This is a genomic window from Gracilibacillus alcaliphilus (assembly GCF_016909015.1).
In the GTDB taxonomy this organism is placed as follows: Bacteria; Bacillota; Bacilli; order Bacillales; family Amphibacillaceae; genus Gracilibacillus; species Gracilibacillus alcaliphilus.
This window is the reverse complement of the sequence record NZ_JAFBFA010000025.1, coordinates 1-18,801: the sequence shown is the minus strand read 5'-3', so window position 1 is coordinate 18,801 and position 18,801 is coordinate 1. Positions and strand designations below refer to the sequence as shown.

Annotated in this window: 20 protein-coding genes; 10 read left to right on the top strand and 10 right to left on the bottom strand. The window is 35.9% G+C overall.

Annotation, left to right across the window (positions count from 1 at the left end; translation table 11 throughout):
- Window positions 1–187: 187 nt before the first annotated feature.
- Both drcA and JOD18_RS16310 read left to right on the top strand, forming a co-directional pair.
- The gene (gene drcA, locus JOD18_RS16315; RefSeq protein ID WP_018705605.1) at window positions 188–955 is read left to right on the top strand and encodes a daptomycin efflux ABC transporter ATP-binding protein DrcA; all 768 of its coding nucleotides are present in this window, start codon (window positions 188–190) and stop codon (window positions 953–955) included.
- Window positions 942–2,867, top strand: a complete 1,926-nt coding sequence (locus JOD18_RS16310) for an ABC transporter permease (RefSeq protein ID WP_204670190.1) — start codon at window positions 942–944, stop codon at window positions 2,865–2,867. The genes drcA and JOD18_RS16310 overlap by 14 nt, the downstream gene beginning before the upstream one ends.
- Before the next feature lie 205 nt (window positions 2,868–3,072).
- Here the strand turns inward: JOD18_RS16310 and JOD18_RS16305 are convergent, their stop codons facing one another.
- The 7 genes from JOD18_RS16305 to JOD18_RS16280 form a co-directional block, all read right to left on the bottom strand.
- Window positions 3,073–3,219, bottom strand: a complete 147-nt coding sequence (locus JOD18_RS16305; RefSeq protein ID WP_091775827.1) for an SHOCT domain-containing protein — start codon at window positions 3,217–3,219, stop codon at window positions 3,073–3,075.
- 374 nt (window positions 3,220–3,593) lie between these two features.
- Window positions 3,594–3,848, bottom strand: coding sequence for a helix-turn-helix domain-containing protein (locus JOD18_RS16300; protein WP_077735386.1), 255 nt, complete (start codon window positions 3,846–3,848; stop codon window positions 3,594–3,596).
- A complete protein-coding gene (locus tag JOD18_RS25130; RefSeq protein ID WP_428835754.1) occupies window positions 3,832–4,056 on the bottom strand; it encodes an RNA polymerase sigma factor in 225 nt (74 codons plus the stop codon). Before JOD18_RS25130 ends, JOD18_RS16300 begins: the two co-directional genes overlap by 17 nt.
- A gap of 38 nt (window positions 4,057–4,094) precedes the next feature.
- Window positions 4,095–4,268 carry a hypothetical protein gene (locus JOD18_RS25125; protein WP_460578427.1) on the bottom strand — a complete coding sequence of 58 codons (174 nt, stop codon included), beginning with the start codon at window positions 4,266–4,268 and terminating at the stop codon, window positions 4,095–4,097.
- Between the two features lie 459 nt (window positions 4,269–4,727).
- Window positions 4,728–5,879 carry an acyltransferase family protein gene (locus JOD18_RS16290; protein WP_204670189.1) on the bottom strand — a complete coding sequence of 384 codons (1,152 nt, stop codon included), beginning with the start codon at window positions 5,877–5,879 and terminating at the stop codon, window positions 4,728–4,730.
- 103 nt (window positions 5,880–5,982) lie between these two features.
- Window positions 5,983–6,204 (bottom strand): hypothetical protein, encoded by a 222-nt coding sequence (locus JOD18_RS16285; protein WP_042532676.1) that lies wholly within the window; start codon window positions 6,202–6,204, stop codon window positions 5,983–5,985.
- 24 nt (window positions 6,205–6,228) lie between these two features.
- Window positions 6,229–6,942 carry a GAP family protein gene (locus tag JOD18_RS16280; RefSeq protein ID WP_204670188.1) on the bottom strand — a complete coding sequence of 238 codons (714 nt, stop codon included), beginning with the start codon at window positions 6,940–6,942 and terminating at the stop codon, window positions 6,229–6,231.
- A 96-nt stretch (window positions 6,943–7,038) separates the two neighbouring features.
- Between JOD18_RS16280 and JOD18_RS16275 the strand changes: the two genes are divergently transcribed.
- Together JOD18_RS16275 and JOD18_RS16270 are read left to right on the top strand one after the other, a co-directional pair.
- Window positions 7,039–7,644, top strand: coding sequence for a TetR/AcrR family transcriptional regulator (locus JOD18_RS16275; RefSeq protein ID WP_042532680.1), 606 nt, complete (start codon window positions 7,039–7,041; stop codon window positions 7,642–7,644).
- Window positions 7,645–8,175: 531 nt separating this feature from the next.
- The gene (locus JOD18_RS16270; RefSeq protein ID WP_204670187.1) at window positions 8,176–8,919 is read left to right on the top strand and encodes a hypothetical protein; all 744 of its coding nucleotides are present in this window, start codon (window positions 8,176–8,178) and stop codon (window positions 8,917–8,919) included.
- 874 nt (window positions 8,920–9,793) lie between these two features.
- Here the strand turns inward: JOD18_RS16270 and JOD18_RS24840 are convergent.
- The gene (locus tag JOD18_RS24840) at window positions 9,794–9,958 is read right to left on the bottom strand and encodes a hypothetical protein (RefSeq protein WP_332094245.1); all 165 of its coding nucleotides are present in this window, start codon (window positions 9,956–9,958) and stop codon (window positions 9,794–9,796) included.
- Between the two features lie 1,070 nt (window positions 9,959–11,028).
- Window positions 11,029–11,781 (bottom strand): alpha/beta fold hydrolase, encoded by a 753-nt coding sequence (locus JOD18_RS16260; RefSeq protein ID WP_204670185.1) that lies wholly within the window; start codon window positions 11,779–11,781, stop codon window positions 11,029–11,031.
- A 199-nt stretch (window positions 11,782–11,980) separates the two neighbouring features.
- On the opposite strand from JOD18_RS16260, the gene JOD18_RS16255 reads away from it, so the two are divergent.
- The 6 genes from JOD18_RS16255 (at window position 11,981) to JOD18_RS16230 (ending at window position 17,449) form a co-directional block, all read left to right on the top strand.
- Window positions 11,981–12,403 carry a hypothetical protein gene (locus tag JOD18_RS16255; protein WP_239588176.1) on the top strand — a complete coding sequence of 141 codons (423 nt, stop codon included), beginning with the start codon at window positions 11,981–11,983 and terminating at the stop codon, window positions 12,401–12,403.
- Window positions 12,404–13,089: 686 nt separating this feature from the next.
- Window positions 13,090–13,668 carry a TetR/AcrR family transcriptional regulator gene (locus JOD18_RS16250; protein ID WP_204670184.1) on the top strand — a complete coding sequence of 193 codons (579 nt, stop codon included), beginning with the start codon at window positions 13,090–13,092 and terminating at the stop codon, window positions 13,666–13,668.
- Window positions 13,669–13,774: 106 nt separating this feature from the next.
- The gene (locus JOD18_RS16245) at window positions 13,775–14,164 is read left to right on the top strand and encodes a DUF4064 domain-containing protein (protein ID WP_204670183.1); all 390 of its coding nucleotides are present in this window, start codon (window positions 13,775–13,777) and stop codon (window positions 14,162–14,164) included.
- A 44-nt stretch (window positions 14,165–14,208) separates the two neighbouring features.
- Window positions 14,209–15,621: a serine hydrolase domain-containing protein gene (locus JOD18_RS16240; RefSeq protein ID WP_204670182.1), complete on the top strand. Its 1,413-nt coding sequence runs from the start codon at window positions 14,209–14,211 to the stop codon at window positions 15,619–15,621.
- Window positions 15,622–15,713: 92 nt separating this feature from the next.
- Complete coding sequence (locus JOD18_RS16235) at window positions 15,714–16,169, top strand: DUF2269 family protein (protein WP_063608840.1); 456 nt, start codon at window positions 15,714–15,716, stop codon at window positions 16,167–16,169.
- 71 nt (window positions 16,170–16,240) lie between these two features.
- Window positions 16,241–17,449, top strand: coding sequence for an MFS transporter (locus JOD18_RS16230; protein ID WP_204670181.1), 1,209 nt, complete (start codon window positions 16,241–16,243; stop codon window positions 17,447–17,449).
- Window positions 17,450–17,784: 335 nt separating this feature from the next.
- Here JOD18_RS16230 and JOD18_RS16225 read toward each other — a convergent pair whose 3' ends face one another.
- Window positions 17,785–18,696: a conjugal transfer protein gene (locus tag JOD18_RS16225; protein ID WP_063608839.1), complete on the bottom strand. Its 912-nt coding sequence runs from the start codon at window positions 18,694–18,696 to the stop codon at window positions 17,785–17,787.
- Window positions 18,697–18,801 lie beyond the last annotated feature (105 nt).

The window sequence follows — 18,801 nt, the reverse complement described above, 5'->3', positions numbered from 1 at the left end:
CATCCTTCTTTAACATCATATTAATTGAATATCGACCAACATACAAAGAAAATATCGTGTTTAAACATATTTTTTATCAATGTGACGAAAATGTAAGGTTACGAGATCAAGCTGTAAGTTTATATAAAGGGCACCTATTGTAAAATAAAAACGTAAAACAAAACAACTCTGAATGGAGGATTTAAATATGAAAACTATTGTCGAAGCAAAACAAATAAAAAAAGTCTATGGTGCAAAGGGAAATGTATTTTCAGCTTTGGAGGATATAGACTTAACCGTCATGGAAGGTGAATTCGTCGGTATTATGGGTCCCTCGGGTGCTGGTAAATCAACTTTACTAAATATATTGGCAACAATTGACGAGCCGACTGCTGGTGACATCGTGGTTGACGGAATCAATTTGACAAAGATGAATGAAGAGCAATTATCTGCCTTTCGCCGTGACAAACTTGGTTTCCTTTTCCAAGACTATAATTTATTAGATACTCTAACTGTGAAAGAAAATATTATCTTGCCGTTAGCCTTGGCAAAATTGAACGTTAAGGAATTGGAACGAAGAGCAGATGAAGTGGCAGATAAGTTTGGCATTCGCGACATTTTAAATAAGTACCCGTATCAAATTTCTGGGGGACAAAAGCAACGCACGGCAGCATCACGCGCGATTATTTCAAAGCCAAACCTAATATTGGCAGATGAACCAACAGGTGCGTTGGATTCGAAATCAGCAACAGACTTATTAGAAAGTTTAAAGGATCTTAATGAACAAGACAAGGCAACAATTTTAATGGTTACCCATGATGCTTATGCGGCAAGTTATTGTAATCGCGTCCTATTTATTAAAGACGGTAAAATCTTCACAGAACTTGTAAAAGGGAAAAGATCCCGCAAAGAATTTTTCAACAAGGTATTGGATGTTCTATCCGCACTGGGGGGTGGGGCAAATGACGTTATTTAGTTTAGCAAGGAAAAATATTAAAGGTAATTTCAATAATTATTTTGTCTATTTTGTTACACTCGTCTTCAGCATGGTTATTTATTATACGTTCACTTCCTTGCAATATAGCGAAAAAATTCAGGAAAGCATTGAATTGTCGGATACAATGAGTTTCATGTTTGGGGTATCATCAATTATCTTAATTTTATTCGTAGCAATCTTTATTTTGTACTCCAATTCATTCTTCACAAGAAAAAGGAAGAAAGAAGTCGGATTGTACGCCATACTTGGTTTACGCAAGAAAACCATTGCAAAAATGTTGTTTTATGAAAATTTGATTATGGGAATCATTGCAATAGTTATTGGAATTATTCTTGGAACCTTACTTTCCAAATTATTTGCAATGATTTTAATAAAACTTATGGGTTCAATTGCCGAGGTGGACTTCGGTATTTCTATTCTAGCGATTACCCAAACAGTCATAGTCTTTATGGTCATTATTTTATTCACTTCCGTTCAAGGTTACCGTTTGATTTATCGTTTTACATTAATCGAATTATTCTATGATGAGAAAAAAGGAGAACAAATTCCAAAGGTTTCACTTATTACGGCTGTTATCGGAGTTATATTTCTTGTCGTTAGTTACTGGCTGATATTAAAACCATTTCCTGACGAATTTACTACGGAATATTTAATAAAAAATTATGGTATTGCTTTTGTTGCTCTCGTCATTGGCACCCATTTATTTTTTCGATCTGTAACGGTCTATTTATTAAGATTATCACAAAAAAATAAGTCGCGTTATTACAGAGGAACTAGAATAATTGAAACATCTCGTTTACTGTTTCGTATTAGAGGGAATGCACGTACCTTTACAGTCATTGCATTGTTGAGTGCTGCTACGATCTGTTTCTTAGGTGCAACTTACAGTGGGTATTACAGCAACGAAAAAAGAGCTGAGGAAGTTGTTCCGTTCAGTTATTCGCATTTGTCAAAAGGTCCAGAATTTGATTCGCAGGTGGAGAGAATAATAAAAGCAGATCATCGACATCCAATAAAAGCCCAACTAGACATACCCGTCATTCAGGTAAAAGGAATACTCTCATTTCAACTGGATTATGACATAAATCCTGTGCAATTAATCTCAGAAAGTACATTTAATAAAGCAGCGAATGCTTTAAATAAGGATGAAACAGTCTTACTATCAAGAAATCAAGCAGCAGTAATCCAGCCAAGGTTTACTGAATATACGAAGTCGGTTTTTAAAGGAGAAAATATAACGATTCAATTGCCTCAAGGAAGCAGCGAACTGCCATTTGTTCATATGGTTGAAAGTAATGTGCTACCTTTCGATTATCCCGATTTCTTTCTCGTAGTCAGTAACGAAATGTTTGCTGAGATAGCCAAAAAAGAGGCTCCATTAACTTATAAAGTATATGAAGTGGAAAATGAAGTAACGGCACAAGCCACTTCAAAGAAAGTAAATAAACTGGTTGGAAACGATTTTCAAGTTTCTTCATCATTTTATACTGAGTATAAGCAAGGTAAAGAAGGAAACGCAATTACTCTCTTTATTTTTGGTTTTTTGGGACTTGTATTTTTAGCGGCAAGTGGAAGTATCATTTATTTCAAACAGTTAACAGAAGCGAATGAGGCGAAAGGACACTATGAAATCCTTAGAAAAATCGGTGTCAATAAAAAGGATATACGTAAATCAATCAAAAGACAGTCATTATTTGTGTTCGGATTGCCACTAACCGTAGGAATATTGCATAGTTGTGTGACATTGTACTTTACTAGCAACTTTATTTCTAATCTAATTGGAATCAATCTTATCTTCCCTATTCTAATGGCTATAGTCTTCTTTGTTATCATCTATGCAGTCTATTATGTATTAACTGTTAATACGTACAATCGCATTGTAAACAAATAAGAGCGAAACATCTCTCGAATGTTCGGTTCGAGAGGTGTTTTGTCATGTATTCCTTTGTTAAAAAAATCCTCATTGCTCTAGAATCTAGACCGATTATATTATTGAAGTTCAATTTGAACATCCTTAAATCTTCTAACATCAAAAAATCGAATGATTGGAAATATGATAACTCCCATACAAAATGTATCGCCAATAGAAACACAATTCAGCTTGTAATATCAGAAATAACACCATATTCTTTCATTAATTTATTTTTAACCATGTAATATTCTTTCTCAGTAATCAATTTACGGGTTAGCAGTTGTTTTAACATAGCAATTTGCATACTATAAGGAATCAAATTCTGTTTCAAAAAACACGCCCCCTTATAATTAATCAATTAAAAATCAGACGGCTGTTGGTACAGCTCCACGGGAATTTCACCCCTGCAAGTATTTCTTCCAGCCCTACTCATAGCTTGCGACGCTTTGAACACTCGAACCATGACGATAGGGGAGTATCATTATCCTAACTGATGGGTTATCGCCAGCAATCCACCACGATTGCATTAGATTCATAGATTATCGCTCGTTTCTAACGAAAGTCATGGCGTATGAATCAAGTGGCTCGTCATCAGTAAAATGTATCTGATTTTTTAGTTTATACTGCACAGCGTTATCTTCCGTGCTTTCTTTGTCAAAGAACAAATATATGATTAATGAAAGGGAAAACCTAACTATTCTGTATTCAAATTTTGAAAGCTAAAACAGATTGCATAAGCTTCGCTCGTAAGCGTTCGCGTGTATCTTCATCGATGCCCCAATAAGTGTTTCCTTGTTCATCACGGAGCTTACGCATGGATAGGCTTGTCATATAGCTTCCATAATGTAGAACAACTACTTTCATTGCTTCTGGCTCACCCTTATTTGCAGCTAAAATAATTGGGTACGGCAATAAACCACGCTCGTTGTTTCCAACATTAGAATTAATCACTCCATTCATCTGCATGTTCCTCCAAAAATCGTCTTAACCTTTTGAAAGAGCTTGTCCTCCTATACTGAACGGTACTACGTGGAATATCGAGTAGTTCAGCTATTTCTACATCTGATTTGTCAAAAAAGTAGTATAAAAGGACAGTCTTACGCTTTTCTTTTGGCAAAGTACGCAACGCTTCAGCGAGTAATTTCGGAGTTATTTTCTTTCCAGCCACTTGAAAACTTTGTCCTTCTTCTCCTTCATATTGCTTATCTAAAGTATAGAGTTGATTTCTTCTTGTGGTGTGAGATCAGAAAATGTCATCTCCTTTGCTTGTCGTTGTTGTCTTTCGTTGAAAATATTAATTGCTTCATTCTTCAATACACGTTTACAAAAAGCATTAAATGCACAGCGAACTTGCCACTCGGTACGATCTGGTTCTATCATGCATTTCCTCTCCCTTCGCAACTGCAAAGGTGGGTGATGATTTCCCCTTTCATAACCTTCAACAAGATTTTTTATGAAATGCCAAAAATAAAAGCAATATTTTATTCATTAAATACAAAAAAGCCCAACTGAACATAAGCCAGGTGGGAGTAAAAATTTATACATATTATTAAATGGAAAATTCTATTTCAAAAAGTTGAAAGCCTTAGTTCAAGAAGAAAACAAATTACGACAAAACAAAAAGTAAAAGTAGTATATGAGCTAAGGCACGATTATCCTGTGAAGGCATTACTCAAAATTGTCGGTATTCCACGTAACACTTATTATTATAAAATTAATACTTTTAAGCACTCAGATAAAAATTCAAAGTAGAAAGGCTCATTAGTTCTATTTTTGAAAAGCATAAGGGCAGATATGGTTATCGTCGTATCCTCTTTTTTTCTTTAAAACTCACCATCCCTAAAGAATCTTTGACACAAAGGGAATCTGCCTAATTATATAACCTAACAAGAAGCAAAGTGGTATCGTGATCAGAATCGTAGCTAGAAATATGAAGGATGGTGGAAAGTGGATGACCTTCAATCCAGCTATAACAATAGCGATAATCGGTATATGAATGATATAAATCACGAAGGAATGGGCTGACAAGAAGCTCCAACCTTTTCCCTGAAGAAAAACTCTTTTGCGAAAGAATATGATTAATCCGAGAATGACGCCAACACAAAATAGAGCTTCCCACAGAGAATAAACCAAAGATGTCCAGTTCCAGCCGCCAGAAAACTGTAATCCGTCTACCCCAAATATCAAGACTAAGGGAAGGAGAAGAATCGATGCTCCAATTGCAATTCCAAAACCCGCCCTCCCCATTGAATCAGGAGTATTTCGAAACCAATTGCGTTGGTAAGCGATGATGCCCAAAATGAATAGCCCGACATATTGCGGGAGATCATAGCCGCTTGCTGTAAAAAGTCCAACGAATGATTGAACCCCGGGAGACCCACCGGGTAAATCAAGAGCAGGGACCCACAGTCTTATGATGAAGTATCCTACTGATAATATCATGACAAAGACTGTAAACATCCTGTAGGTGGGTGGTGTACTCTGCCGAACTACTGATAGCTTATTTTTACTCATAAATTTCGCCCAGACTGCGTATAAACAAACGAATACGAAAAGTAGCTCGACGTACCACATCGGCCCGTAAGTTAAATGTGAAAAATAGGTTTGCCATGTAAATGGCTCCTGGTTAAGCATATAGACTTCAATTGATTGAACTTGGCTAAGAATGAGAACGTAGAAGATAAACGGGACTAGGAACCGGATGAATCTATCTTTGATAAATCGGGTTGCTCCATTACGTTCAAAAGATGAAGGAACAAAATATCCGGAAATAAGAAAAAACGTCCCCATGAAAAAAGTCTGATTAAAAGCAAGGAATAGAAGGCCCATAACAGCCCCAATAGATCCTTGTGATAATACCTCGTTATAGATGGAAAAATACACTAAATGATGTAGCACTACTAACATTGTAAGAGCTGCCCTTAGGTTATCGATAAAGTATAACCGACCTTCCTTTTGGAGAGACGAGCTCCCTATATGTCTTGAATTCATAATAATTCTTATGTTCCCCTCTATGAATATTTAAAAATATATCTCAACGGAGCATCCGCCAAACTGGACGGCTATGTATAAGCCGTACTATTTGCTTTATATTTTAATTTTCTCTTTTAGTTGATCCATCTATTTTCCAAGAGGCTAAACCTATGATTCCGCCAACTACAATAAATATAATGTCCATAACAATTTCAAATCCCTGAAACGCATCAATATAATTTACCAAAAACCAACTTTTTCCACCATTAGTCAAATGATTGATTAATCCGCCTACTCCCTGTATAACAAAAAGTAGACCAAGTCCACTGATTATTTCTTTCATGATGAACACCTCATTAATAATTTTTTAATTTAATATGCCTCTAAGACCGATATTGAAAAAAACCGCACCTACTACTCCTATCGCTACCAACAGTGAGGAAATCGGAGCTTCATTTAATTTTGATCTAATTTTATTTAGAAATTGTTGCAGTCTCTCTTTAAACATAATATTTACCCCTAACAAAAGAAGAGAAGGAAGCACCATTACAAGATTGTAGCCAATTATAATAAAGATAGAAGAGGAAGGCTCAATTGTTAGGTGATTCATTAACAAAATTGAATAAAAGTAAGGCAAGGCAGTTACAAATTCAATTAGAAAAACAATGATACCTAACATGATCATCCCTTTCATCGTTGTTTTTTGGGGTATAAATGAAATTAAACGTTTTTTTGTATTATCATTTGGTTTACAGAAGCTAATTAGAGCCATAACTGCTCCAAAAAGGAGATAAAACCAATTGATAAAGTCAAATTCAGATAATTTTCCGATTCCTTTCAATAGTGAATCTCCACCAAAGTATAGGAATAAGCCCACTACGAAGTAGCCAAACTGCGTAATAAACAAAAAACCAAGCAAGCGAGAAGATAATTGATTAGGCTGTGTCAATAATAAATAAGCTGTTACAGCAAGTACACCAGGACTTAATATATCAATTAATGCGCAAATAGAAATAATTAGCAAAGCTATCGATGTGTCTATTGATGAAGAAGGCATCAATGCTTCAATACTTTCGATCAAATATAGAGTCCCTCCTTTTTATATGTTATAATTTAAATAACACAGTGTGTTAAAGTTATAATAACACACTGTGTTAAGAAAGGGAAGTGATCTTTTATGGCAAGGATTGTTAATCATGAAAAAAAGAGGAAGTCAATTGCTGAGGCCGCTTGGAGTATTATTAAGAAAGAGGGAATCGAAAAAGCATCTATAAGAAGAGTTGCTATTGAAGCAGGTATGTCTGCTGGAGCGTTAAGACATTATTTTTCAACTAAGGATGAAATGTTATTATTTATCATGGATTATTATCTGGAAGAAGGGAAAAAACGTTCTCAAAGTAAAAGTTGGTCAGACAATCCATTGCAGGCGGTTGCGGAAGTTTTATTAGAGCTTATACCAATTGATGAAGAAAAGAAAATCGAAACGAGTGTTTGGTGGATCCTTGCACTTCAGTCACTTACAAGTGATACTTTAAAAGAAAAAAAAGATGAAATGACTAACGGTATGTATGAATTAGCAAGTTCAATGATCGAGATATTAGCTCTACAAGGGATTTTATCTGATTCAACTAATGTAAAATTAGAAAAGAGTAGGCTAGCGGCATTAATTGATGGATTGTCCATTCATGCTCTGTTAAGACCTGATGTCTATTCTCCAGAAAAGGTAAAGGAAGTAATCCGTTACCATTTAGAAACACTCTGCAATGAAAGTCAATTGAGTTAGTTGATCATGTATTAATATTATTCAATGAGTTAGTAGATTTTGTTTTTTTTAAAAAATTGATTTTTTTCACTTAAAAGCTGCAATAGCCGAGCAAGGAGTGACCCAAATTTGGCAACTACTATTGTGTTAAAAAAAGCAGATTAGTGGAAGAGTTTATATTCGAATCGATGTTCTTGTACCGATTTTTCTCTGTTTTTGAACTCAAAGAAAAAAGCAAGTGGCCTAAAAGACACACCATCTGGCCAGCCAAGTGTGAGCATACGAAATCCCTTGAAAACCTTCCAGTTGTGTGGTTCTTCATTCTGATAAACAGTTCAATCTCCTTACTTCGATTAGATGAAAATAAGGAGGATGATTCTGAACCTCAAGAGAAGACAAAAAGAAGAAAGCTAACCCAATGCTTGTTTTATTCACGTTGGCCGTGGCCAGTTAATAAATGAAAGTCGTTTAGTAACTGTTATGCAACTGTAAACCCGTTAAGATTATATCATTGTCGATTAACAAAGTATTGTGCTAGGAGGAGAAAAAATTATGTTCAATGAAAGAAGTATATTACAAAATGATATAGACTCATTCCCAGGAAGATGGTTAGGAGGGCTTTCTTTAATAATAGCTCCTATCTTATTAGTTATTTCTGCACTGCTTAGAATACAATATAATTTCTTTTTCCCTGATCAGTTAGCAGCTTATGATACACATCCAACCTTAATGCTCATATCCTATAGTCTATTTTTAATTGGAATGATTTTATTATTTCCAGCTATTTTAATCCTTGTACAGTTAATTAGTAAAAAAAAGCCACGTCTAGGTCTTTGGGGTGGTTTATTAGTAATTGTTGGTTTATTTGCAAGGGCATTCCACTCGGGAGTAGATCACTTCGCTTTTCAAATTGTAGAAATTGAAAATGTTGAAGTAGCTACAAATTTTGTTGGCGAGTTTTACGGTATGTTCAATGTTGTTAATATATTAAATTTTTCTATCCTTCTTGGCTGGATTGTATTAGCTATAGGAGCATATCTGTCTAAGGTTTTTGGGTGGTTTCGATCACTTGCTTTAGGAATGATGTTTGTCTTAGCATTGGGTGTACTAAAAGGAACAAATATGACAACGATAATCTCACTAACAGGACTCTGCATAGCTCTTCCTCCTTTAGGTGTTCAAGTTTTGAAAAGTGGGAGTAAGCCCAAATTGAAAACCGTACTTTTTTACGTAATTATTATTGTATTGGTGCTCAGTTCGTGGTTATTCATGAGTGAAATGGAAAGACCTAATTAAATTCATATTGTGTTTATTACAATTAGAGGTATATGTAAAAGGTGCTTTTGTTGATGTAATAGGACTTCCCTAATCGACAGGAGCTTTGCATCTCTTTCACATTTCAATTTTCCACAATCGGGCGCTATTCTTATAAAGAAATTAGCCCATTTAAGACCATTTTCTTTGTGAATCTGATGTGGATTTGAAAAAATTGTTATTAATTCAAGTTTCGGACATGAAAAATAAGCTCTAACGATTGGTATGAAAGGGATAGGTGCAATTCTATTATCTTACAATCAACCGGATATCAGATAGCAAATTGAAGTGCTAAGAGAACAAAAGGAAAGCCATACACGTACAAAAAGTTAAAAACAGATAACGGATAAAGGTAAGGCTCTCCTCCTGGCAGCAAAGAATGAGCGTATCAAAAAACTTGAAGAGGAAAACAGACAGCTCAAAAGTGAACTAAAAAGCTTCGTGGGAAGCTTTATGGGACACTTTTAGAGTAAAGATACACAATGTCACAGAGATTTACCCATGTACACTCATTATTCTCATGGCACAGTTTCATCCGATGGCAATATTGACCAACTGATTCAATAATTCCGTGCAGTATCAATTGATCATAAGGGTGAAAAACCTTTACATAGATGTTTGTTTACTGGTCTATAGCATCAGAAATCGTTCTAGCAACCTCTTCGATTCGCTAAACATAAGGAAAATGCAACGTGAACTAACGTTTCCCTTCCTCATTTTTGCAAGTCATAATTTGCCCTGTAGGGTTATGTATTTCTGGCACCATTTGTACCATCGTATTGAGTAATGTTAATTCGTTACTATTAGCACTAAAAGTAAGTGGAGGCATATTCAGATGAGGTTGCGACACTAACAATTAGCGTTTTAATCTCGCATCTTCTAAAATCTGAATTATATCAAATGTTTCATTAGCAAGTGTAAGAGCTTCTTTTTTTGATAAATGAAGCCCTCGCTCAAACTCTTTATCTCTATCTCTTTTATCTGCTACATTAAAAAATACTGTTTCAAGTCGTTGAGGCACTGGACCTTTTATATGTGATATTAGATTTGCTATGGTTACTCTCTGGAGTTGGATGTCATAGTCTTCTTCTGAAAATTGTTTAATTGCTTGATAAACCCATTTTTTCAGATATACATTTTTCCAACATACTATCAATAAGTAAGATAGAAATATCCAATGAGCAACTTACTTTCAAGTACTAGTTTGAAATACTATTATACCTATTTCTACGTGGTAAAATAAATTCCCTTCTTAGCTACCTGCTAGTTCGCTTAAAAACTTCAACAAAAAAGCATTAATTCTTACTCAATTAACTCCTTTAACAGAATATGGATGCCTTGGCATTCCTTTCAGATTTTTAAGTAAATATGTTCGGCTGTAAGAATGATGAAAAAATTGACATTTACGCGATATTAAAGAGAGTTTTATTTATACCGGAAAAACTTATCATAATCATCAATTTGATCCGGACTTATTCCAGTTTTATTAATCGCTTCTTGTTGAAATGAATTATTGCAACTTTTACATATATAGTATTTATTTTCTCCTTTCTTGATTTTATAATATTGTGAATCAGAATGATTAATCGTAAATTTATTTTTGCAGAAAAAACATATAGTATCCAACATATTTTTTCACACTTCCTATCAGATTTTTATTGAAAAGTAACTATTTTTTAAACCTATGATTCAAAATGTGAATTTTTCCTCTAATTTACTGCCATTCTAAACTAATTTATTTTTAACTTCAACAAGTTACAAGCTTATCCGTGAACTGTATTTTTACTAAAAATATGACGGCTATGCCTGTAATGGAAGGAAAAGCTGTAATATAATAAAGCTACTTCATGCAACTGTTCAACAAAATGCTCTTTGAAGTGTAGCTCGTTATAACACAAACGGACTATAACTTCAAAGGCATATTCAATGTATTTCATCTACCTCAAGCCATTTAGGAGTCTCAAACTTAAATGATAAGTAGTCTTTAAAGACTTTCTGACGGTAACCACATTAAGGATAACGTTATAGTGGGTCGATTGCTTCCACTTGCGATTTTCCCGAACCTGATCCCTTATCTGTGTTTTCGTGATATTACCATTCTAGTAAGTTCAAAAAATGACTGATGTGGTCGGAAACGTCCTCAGGATGGGTCAAAGTGATGATGTGATTAGCACCAGGTATACGCACAAAGTTAATATTGGGAATTTCCTTATATAATTGTGCGATTTTAAAGAGATCTTCTGAGTCCTTCTCGCCTATGATAAAAAGTGTCTTCGTTTTAATTTCTCCCAATCTTTCCATCGCTGAATTAGAGGAAACAGTTTCGAATGTTTTCCAATCAAAGGTCTTTTGAATATTGTGTATCATCATTTCGCGCAATAAATCGTATGCTTTTCCAAAAGAAACGCTCCAGGAAGGCTCGCTTAATATTATATTAGTCATTTTCTCAACATCTGGTGCAGCTTTAGAAACTCGGCTCTCTAATTCCGCATGTTCGGAAGAAAATTTAAACCCCGACAGGCCTGGAGCGACCAATACCAGTTGAGACACCCTTTTTGGATAGGTCAGAGTAAAATCAGTTGCAATTTGTCCACCTAGGGAATGTCCAACGAGGGCACCTTTCTTAATTTTAAGATGATCCAAGAGTTTTCTAAGATCCTTAACATAATCAATGGGTTCATTCGGAACAGGTGACTTCCCTGCACCCCGGACATCAAGAGTGATCACTTTGAACGACTTTGAAAGATGTGGTGTGATGAATTCCCAGTCACGTGAATCCATAGCTCCACTATGAAGTAGTATAACCGGCTTTCCGCTTCCTTTAATTTCGTAATGAAGATCCATCTATTTCAATCTCCTTTCCATAAAAAAAGTAGGCACTGCCCATGACTATCTTCGTTTCATTTCTATGATTTCTTCCCTTATCCCCCAAACTGTTCACAAAACCATATAATAAACTTGTTCGGTTAAAAAATAGGTTTAATCACACTATGATGAAATGATAATAACACATCGTGTTAAATTAAAGCAAGAGGTGATTTGATTGCCGAAAATAGTTGATCATGATCACAAAAGAAAAATAATCCGTAATCTGTCTTTAGCTTTAATGTTCCTAGTAGAAGTTTTCTCTTTAGTTTTTAGTTTTGAAAGTAGAACAAATGCAGCTAGTTTAACATCGAATCCAGATCAGGATCCAAAAGTTGACACAGTGGATGGAATAAAATATGCACCAGGTAAACATAAAAAAATTGTTGGAATGGTAGTTGAAGCAACTGATCAAGGAGAAAAGGTACATGGCTTCTCAACTCCAGAAAAATATGAAGCATATCATCAAAAAGTTACAGAGCGATTATCTAGTCAGTCAATGGGTATAATGGCAAGACCAACTTATTTATATGAACATACTTCGGGTCATGGATATGGAAGATCATTAATTGCGTATCCTCGAACTCAGTCACTTCTCTGAGTACTGCATGGGATAACAGAATATCTGCTGTATCTGTAGCTTCTGGTTCTTGGTTATGTGAAAAAAATTTAATCACTCTTACCATCATAGTCTTTTTTTGATAAATGACCCAAAGGGTTGCAAGCTCGGATGTATATGTCCTGTTGACATTCGATCACTCCTCATGCTTTATATTTATCAGTATGTTTTACCAACTTCTAAGAAATATTCATTTTTAGGAATACAATGGTAACCCCAAATTAAAAATCTCAATCAAAACTTAATACATAATTCCTTAAAACTGTAGAATCCATTTTGACCAATCTTTTTTCAAAATGGATTCTTTGAATTTTTTGTAAAAAGCAGGTTCGGGTGCTATTTTTGATCAAACTTTATTTCAAAGCAACGGTTGTTGGTGTGAAAAATGCTACCAAACTGAAAAGACGAGCAACGAATTTGCGTGCATGGAACAGAAGGGTATATAGAATTACTTTAAGTGATTTGTTCATTAGTTTTTGCTTTCTGACTACGATGGCAGGCAAGTAAAAGATACTTGCATTAACTTACGCAATCCTTATATGTCAGGTGGCTGAAGCAAGTCCTTCCAGAAACGAAGGAAATTTGCTTTGAAAAAAAAGTTGCACCGTAACTCCAAATGTGATATTGTATGAATGAAAATTAAAATATTCATTCGCAGGTGATATAACATGAAGGATATAAAGGCAGAAATTTTAAACTGTGGTAAGGCTATATTCCAATCTAAAGGATATAAAGACACAAATATCTCAGACATTACCAAAATGGCAGGGACGGGGGTCGGAACTTTTTATAACTACTACTCCTCAAAAGAGCAGCTCTTCTTAGAGGTTTATATGAGTGAAAACAAACAAATAAAAAATCTAATTGTAGAATCACTTGACGTAAATGAAGACCCCATCACGCTTGTGAAGGAATTCGTGACACAAAGCTTGGAGGTCATGCATACAAATAGGATACTGAAAGAATGGTATAACAGAGATGTCTTCCGTAAATTGGAAAAGCACTTCCGTGAAAACCCAAGTATAGATGATGATTCCATCCGCAACTTTTTCGTGGGGCTGTTAAAAAAGTGGAAAGCGGAGGGGAAAATAAGAAGTGATCTTGACGATGGTCTATTAGCTGCTATTTTTGACTCCTTAGCTTATATCGATTCCCATAAGGAAGACATCGGGATTCAGCATTTTCCTGAGATTATTCAATACCTTGTAGAGTTTATCATGAAAGGTTTAACTAATTGTCGTAAATAGAGAGATAAGCGGCATTCTTTATTGCCATTACGTGAATGAATTAAAATATATTCATTCAAATTTTAATTTTCGAAGGACTATAATATTTTAATGGAGGTTTATTCATATGAAACGTACAGTAGAAATCGTATTAAGTGTCCTGGGTGTTATAACTAGTCTTGTCATGGTTGGAACGGGTGTCGTTTTTTTATACCTCAAGAATAATGAGGCTTTTCTACAATATTTAGATTCTGGTTGGACAGCTAGCCAAAACGCTTATACCCTGGAACAGTTGGGTCAAGCTGGTACCATGTTTATTTTGCCTGGTATTATCGGCGTGGTGCTCGGAGTATGTGCTGTAATGATGTTGAAAGGAAATCGCAGTCCAAAACTTGCAGGCTGGGGACTGATTATCATATCCGTAATAATTAGTATCGTTTCAGTAATCGGAATGATTCCCGCTGTATTCTTTATAATTGCAGGGATTATGGCTTTGGTTAGAAAAGCGAAAGGGTAATGCGAAATTCCCCAGTGGTTCGTCAAGGATAAGGGGTGAAAGAAATGCAAAATGACGGCTGGATCGCTTCTTTTGAAACGTATGCAGAAAAAGTAATGAAAGAATCTCACCTTCCCGGTGTTGTCGTCGGGTTAGCAAGATATGGAGAGCCCTTTTATAAAAAGGGTTTTGGTTACCGTGATGTAGAAAATCAGTTAAAAGTTACGAGTGATACTGTATTTGCCATTGGATCGATTACGAAATCTTTTACATGCGTGGCCTTAATGCAATTACAGGAGAAGGGTAGGCTCTCGTTGCATGATCCCATCAAAAAGTATTTACCTGATTTTCACTTTAAAAATGGGAAATATGTCGATCAAATGACCATTCATCATTTTATGACCCACACAAGTGGTATCCCTGATCTTCAAACGTTTCCGATGGTATTGTACGAAAGTTTGACAGAGGACGATTTCAGGTATGATCCAACAATCCGAGGCAATAAAGAAGCGTTTCAGCCGATTCAAACGTATGAAGAATATCTCGTTCATATCTCTCAATTGGATTTCGAGTTGTTGGGTAAGCCCGGGGAACAGTGGCATTACAGTAATGATTGCTATGGCTTGTTAGGAGCGATTATTGAACAAGTTAGCGGGCTAAATTTTGAAAAGTATGTTCATGAACATATTTTAGAACCTTTAGGGATGAAGCGTACCTCCTTTTTTCTGGATGAATTTCATGATATGGATGTAACAAAAATCTATGTATCCCGTGAGCAGAATGGAAAAATAGCTGTCGTTCCTTCCCCAAACTGGTGGGACACTCCTGTGCAACGAGCTTCCGGTTTCCTGAAATCGACCATTTCCGACATGCTGAAATTCATGGAGCTTTTCCGGACGGGCGGAAAGGTAGGAGCAGAGCGGATTTTGACAAATGATAGTGTCAAACAGATGACAGAGGTTCATATCTGGAGAAATCCTATAATCAAACAAGGTTACGGGTACGGCCTGTCTATCGTTCCCGATTACCATGGAGCAAAACTGGTGGAACATGCTGGCGGTATCAAAGGCGGGGGAGCCCAGATGTATATCATTGCTGAAAAAGGTTTAACAGGAATAGTTCTCACTAATTTTTTAAGTACGGCACCAACTGCCATCATGAATGGGGCATTTAATTTCATAGAGAGTCGGTCACCAGAAGCTTCCCATGTCATTTATGACAATTCCGTAGGGGAGGAAGAAGTATCACAGTACGTTGGGCATTATCAATCAAAGTCGATGAACTTGTCTCTTTCAGTTGAATTAAAAAAGAATCAGCTTCAGACATATGTGCTTGGTTCTCCAATTGGTTTAAAGCCTATTGATAAAGACATCTTTTTATTAGAAGGGACAATGGATTGTGTCAAATTTAATAGAAATGTGCAGGATCAGATCATAGAAATGGATTATAAAGGGCTAAAATTCAAGAAGGGAAAGTAATGAACCCCGACCGATAATCCATATTAGTGAAAACATCATTTCAAATCAAGTAACACCGTAATTTAGAAAATAGTGATTAAGGAGTGAAACACATGCAGCATTTATATACCTTTTTAGTAGCAATTCACATTTTTGCTGCCATTATTGGAGTGGGACCTGCTCTGGTATTTAATCGGATTTTAAAAACAGCCGGAAATATACATGAGTTAAAAAATGCTCACAAAATCATTGGAAAACTGAATCCTTTATCTAGTATCGGCTTTGGCTTGCTTGTAATCACTGGCTTATTAATGGGGCTTATAAATCCGTCATTGTTTAAGACAGTTTGGTATATGTTGGCGCTAGGCTTATTCATCATTTTAGGTATTTACAGTGCGTTTACCATAGAACCTAAAATGAAATCCATGTTGAATATTTCCGAGGAGCACCTTGGTGAAAATATTCCGCAGGAGTATATACAATTATTAAATAAAAAGGGCCCACATGATTGGGTACAAAACGCACTACTCATTACTATTTTTATTCTGATGGTTTTTAAACCGTGGTAATCAAAAATAAATGGTTCAAGAGTAGAGCTATCCCTTAGGAGAAAATGTTAATTTATTGGGGAGATAAAATAATGGGTAGAATTAAGATCACTGTATTTTTCAGTGTTTTTGTCGCAATGTTGGGGGTTATGCTTCTTGCGCCAATAACCCCTTCGCTGATCCGAGAATTGGGGTTAAAAGAAATCCACTCTGGAATTTTGATATCCACCGGATCGATTATGACGGCTGTTATGGCTCCAGTATGGGGGAATATCAGTGATGCGAAAGGGCGGAAACCGGTTATTCTGATCGGATTTATCGGCCTCTCCATCAGCACTTTATTGTTGACGATCACTTTTTATTGCGGTCTCCACAAATGGATTAGCGGCGGACTGTTGCTGTTTCTGATGATCGTAACGCGAAGCTTGGTCGGCATGTTCATCCCGGCCATCCTGTCAGCATCCCAAGCGTTTATGGGTGATGTAACAGAGGATAAGGAAAGAGGTAGCGCCATGGCGATCATAAGTGCCGCCAACGGACTGGGATTAATTTTTGGACCAGCCATTGCCGGTATATTTAGCTTAGTCGGATTGTTATGGCCGTTATATTTTGGCATAGTGATTACAGCAGTTGCCCTGTTTTACACACTGTTTTTGATGCCCGCAACAAAGCCGATAATCCAGCGAGGGGAGATGAAAGTCAGTCCATTACAACCCGGTTTGCGAATTTATTTATTCGTTGCGTTAGTAACGATGATTGGGCTTTTCACTATTCAGGTCATAGGCGGGTTCTATCTTCAGGATCAGCTGGGTCTCCCCTCTGATCAGTTGGCGGTGACGGTTTCCTTCGGTTTAATGTTTACAGGCTTGGCTGTGCTTATTGCACAGATTATTCAGTCCAAATGGCTAAAATGGGAGCCGCGGCCCATGGTACTGATCGGTTCCTTGATTCTCGTTGCAAGTATGGTCACATTCCTTCTTACAAAGCAGCTTCCATTTTACTACTTGGCGTTTTTTGTCTTTGGATTAGGATCGGGATTCATGATGACCGGTTTTATGACTGGCGCTTCTCTTTCCGTAAGTAATGAACAGCAAGGTGGAGTTGCCGGTCTGGTTACAGCGATGCAGGGAGTTTCGGCAATCATTGCTCCCATTCTAAGCACCTCTCTCTATCATGCAAATAAACATATCCCAATGGGATTGATTCTCCTGCTGGCAACGCTTTTGAGTTTGTTTATGCTGAGAGTATCTCAAAAAAAATTCTCCAAGAATGAAATTCGGGAGATGCACAATATACCATAAAGTCTCATACCGCTTATTGCCAATCCGATTAACCGATTGAGAGATCTCTAAACTGATCGATTATGTGTCCTTTGCCATTCGAATGAATCAAGGTTTCATGTAGCCGTTCTCCAAAACAGAACAGTGTATTTTTTTCATCTATTCTCGGTTAATTTTCATCGGTTTATGGCTTACTCCTTCATTTTGGAGTGAGTCTCTTTCTTTGTTTTATAAAATGAACAAATGCAATGAAACTTGAATGAAAAAATATATTTTGTCATACAAAAACACCCTTAGAAATAGATTTTTTGATCGACTCTAAGGGTGCACATCACAAGTTAGGATTTTATAATTTCTTATTCAACAATCATCCAATTTATATCTTTTTCTAGAGAGAGTTTATATTGAGAAAACTGCGTGGCCTTCGATACTTCGTCAATATACTTAACAGTAACCGATACTTTTATTTGATCCTCATCTTCTTGAAATACAGGATTGATTAATTCAGAAAAGACATACGCTTGATTAACTAATGGCAAGGCTTGATCTTTCACATAATAAGCAAGTTCTTTATTCGTGGCAGTCGGGTAAAAAGAAAAAAATGTTTCCAAAAAATCGGTCACTTCTTGCACCGTGTCGGAATCAACTGTTCCATTACTTTCAGGTTGTTGTGGCTCATAATCTGATTTATTCGGTATGCTCCATAAGGTAGGGTTTTGTGTAATTACTAAATTACCTACATTATCTTGATGAAGCAAAATTCGATATGTGGATCGGACTATTCCGCTATTTTTATCTTCCGTAATTTTTTGTTCTACCGAATATACAACCGCATAGGTATTATCACTTTCGGGTGATACTGACCAAATATCAATATCACTGACACTCGAACTAGTAGGAATATCATCTCTTATGGTATCGGTATTTAAAGCTTGTAAATCCTCAGTTAGGTAATCATTAATCTTTTCAACCCGTTGTTCAATTGATTCTTTTTCGTTTTGCCATGTGTAGTAGTCTTTCACAAAGTTTTTTGTGAAGCTCTCAATCGCATTCGTATCTATGATGCTAGTTTCAATGATTTTTATTTCATGAACGGTATGCTGATCAATCGCTGTAAAATTTTTGTAAATTCCAAAGGCTAGACTACCAAGAAGTAGTATCCATAAAAAAGTCACTATTTTTTTACGTGTACCAGCAGTTCGTACTTTCGTTTTTTTCGGCTTTGTTTCCAGTGTTTGTTTTTCTTTCTTCTTAAAAAAACTTTTCATTTGGTTCAATCCTCCCTCAATATACTTTCATTTTCTTAAAATATCGCTGTTTTTCTCTAATTTTCATTGATTAATATTAAAAACATTAGGTAAGTCAAGGAATAT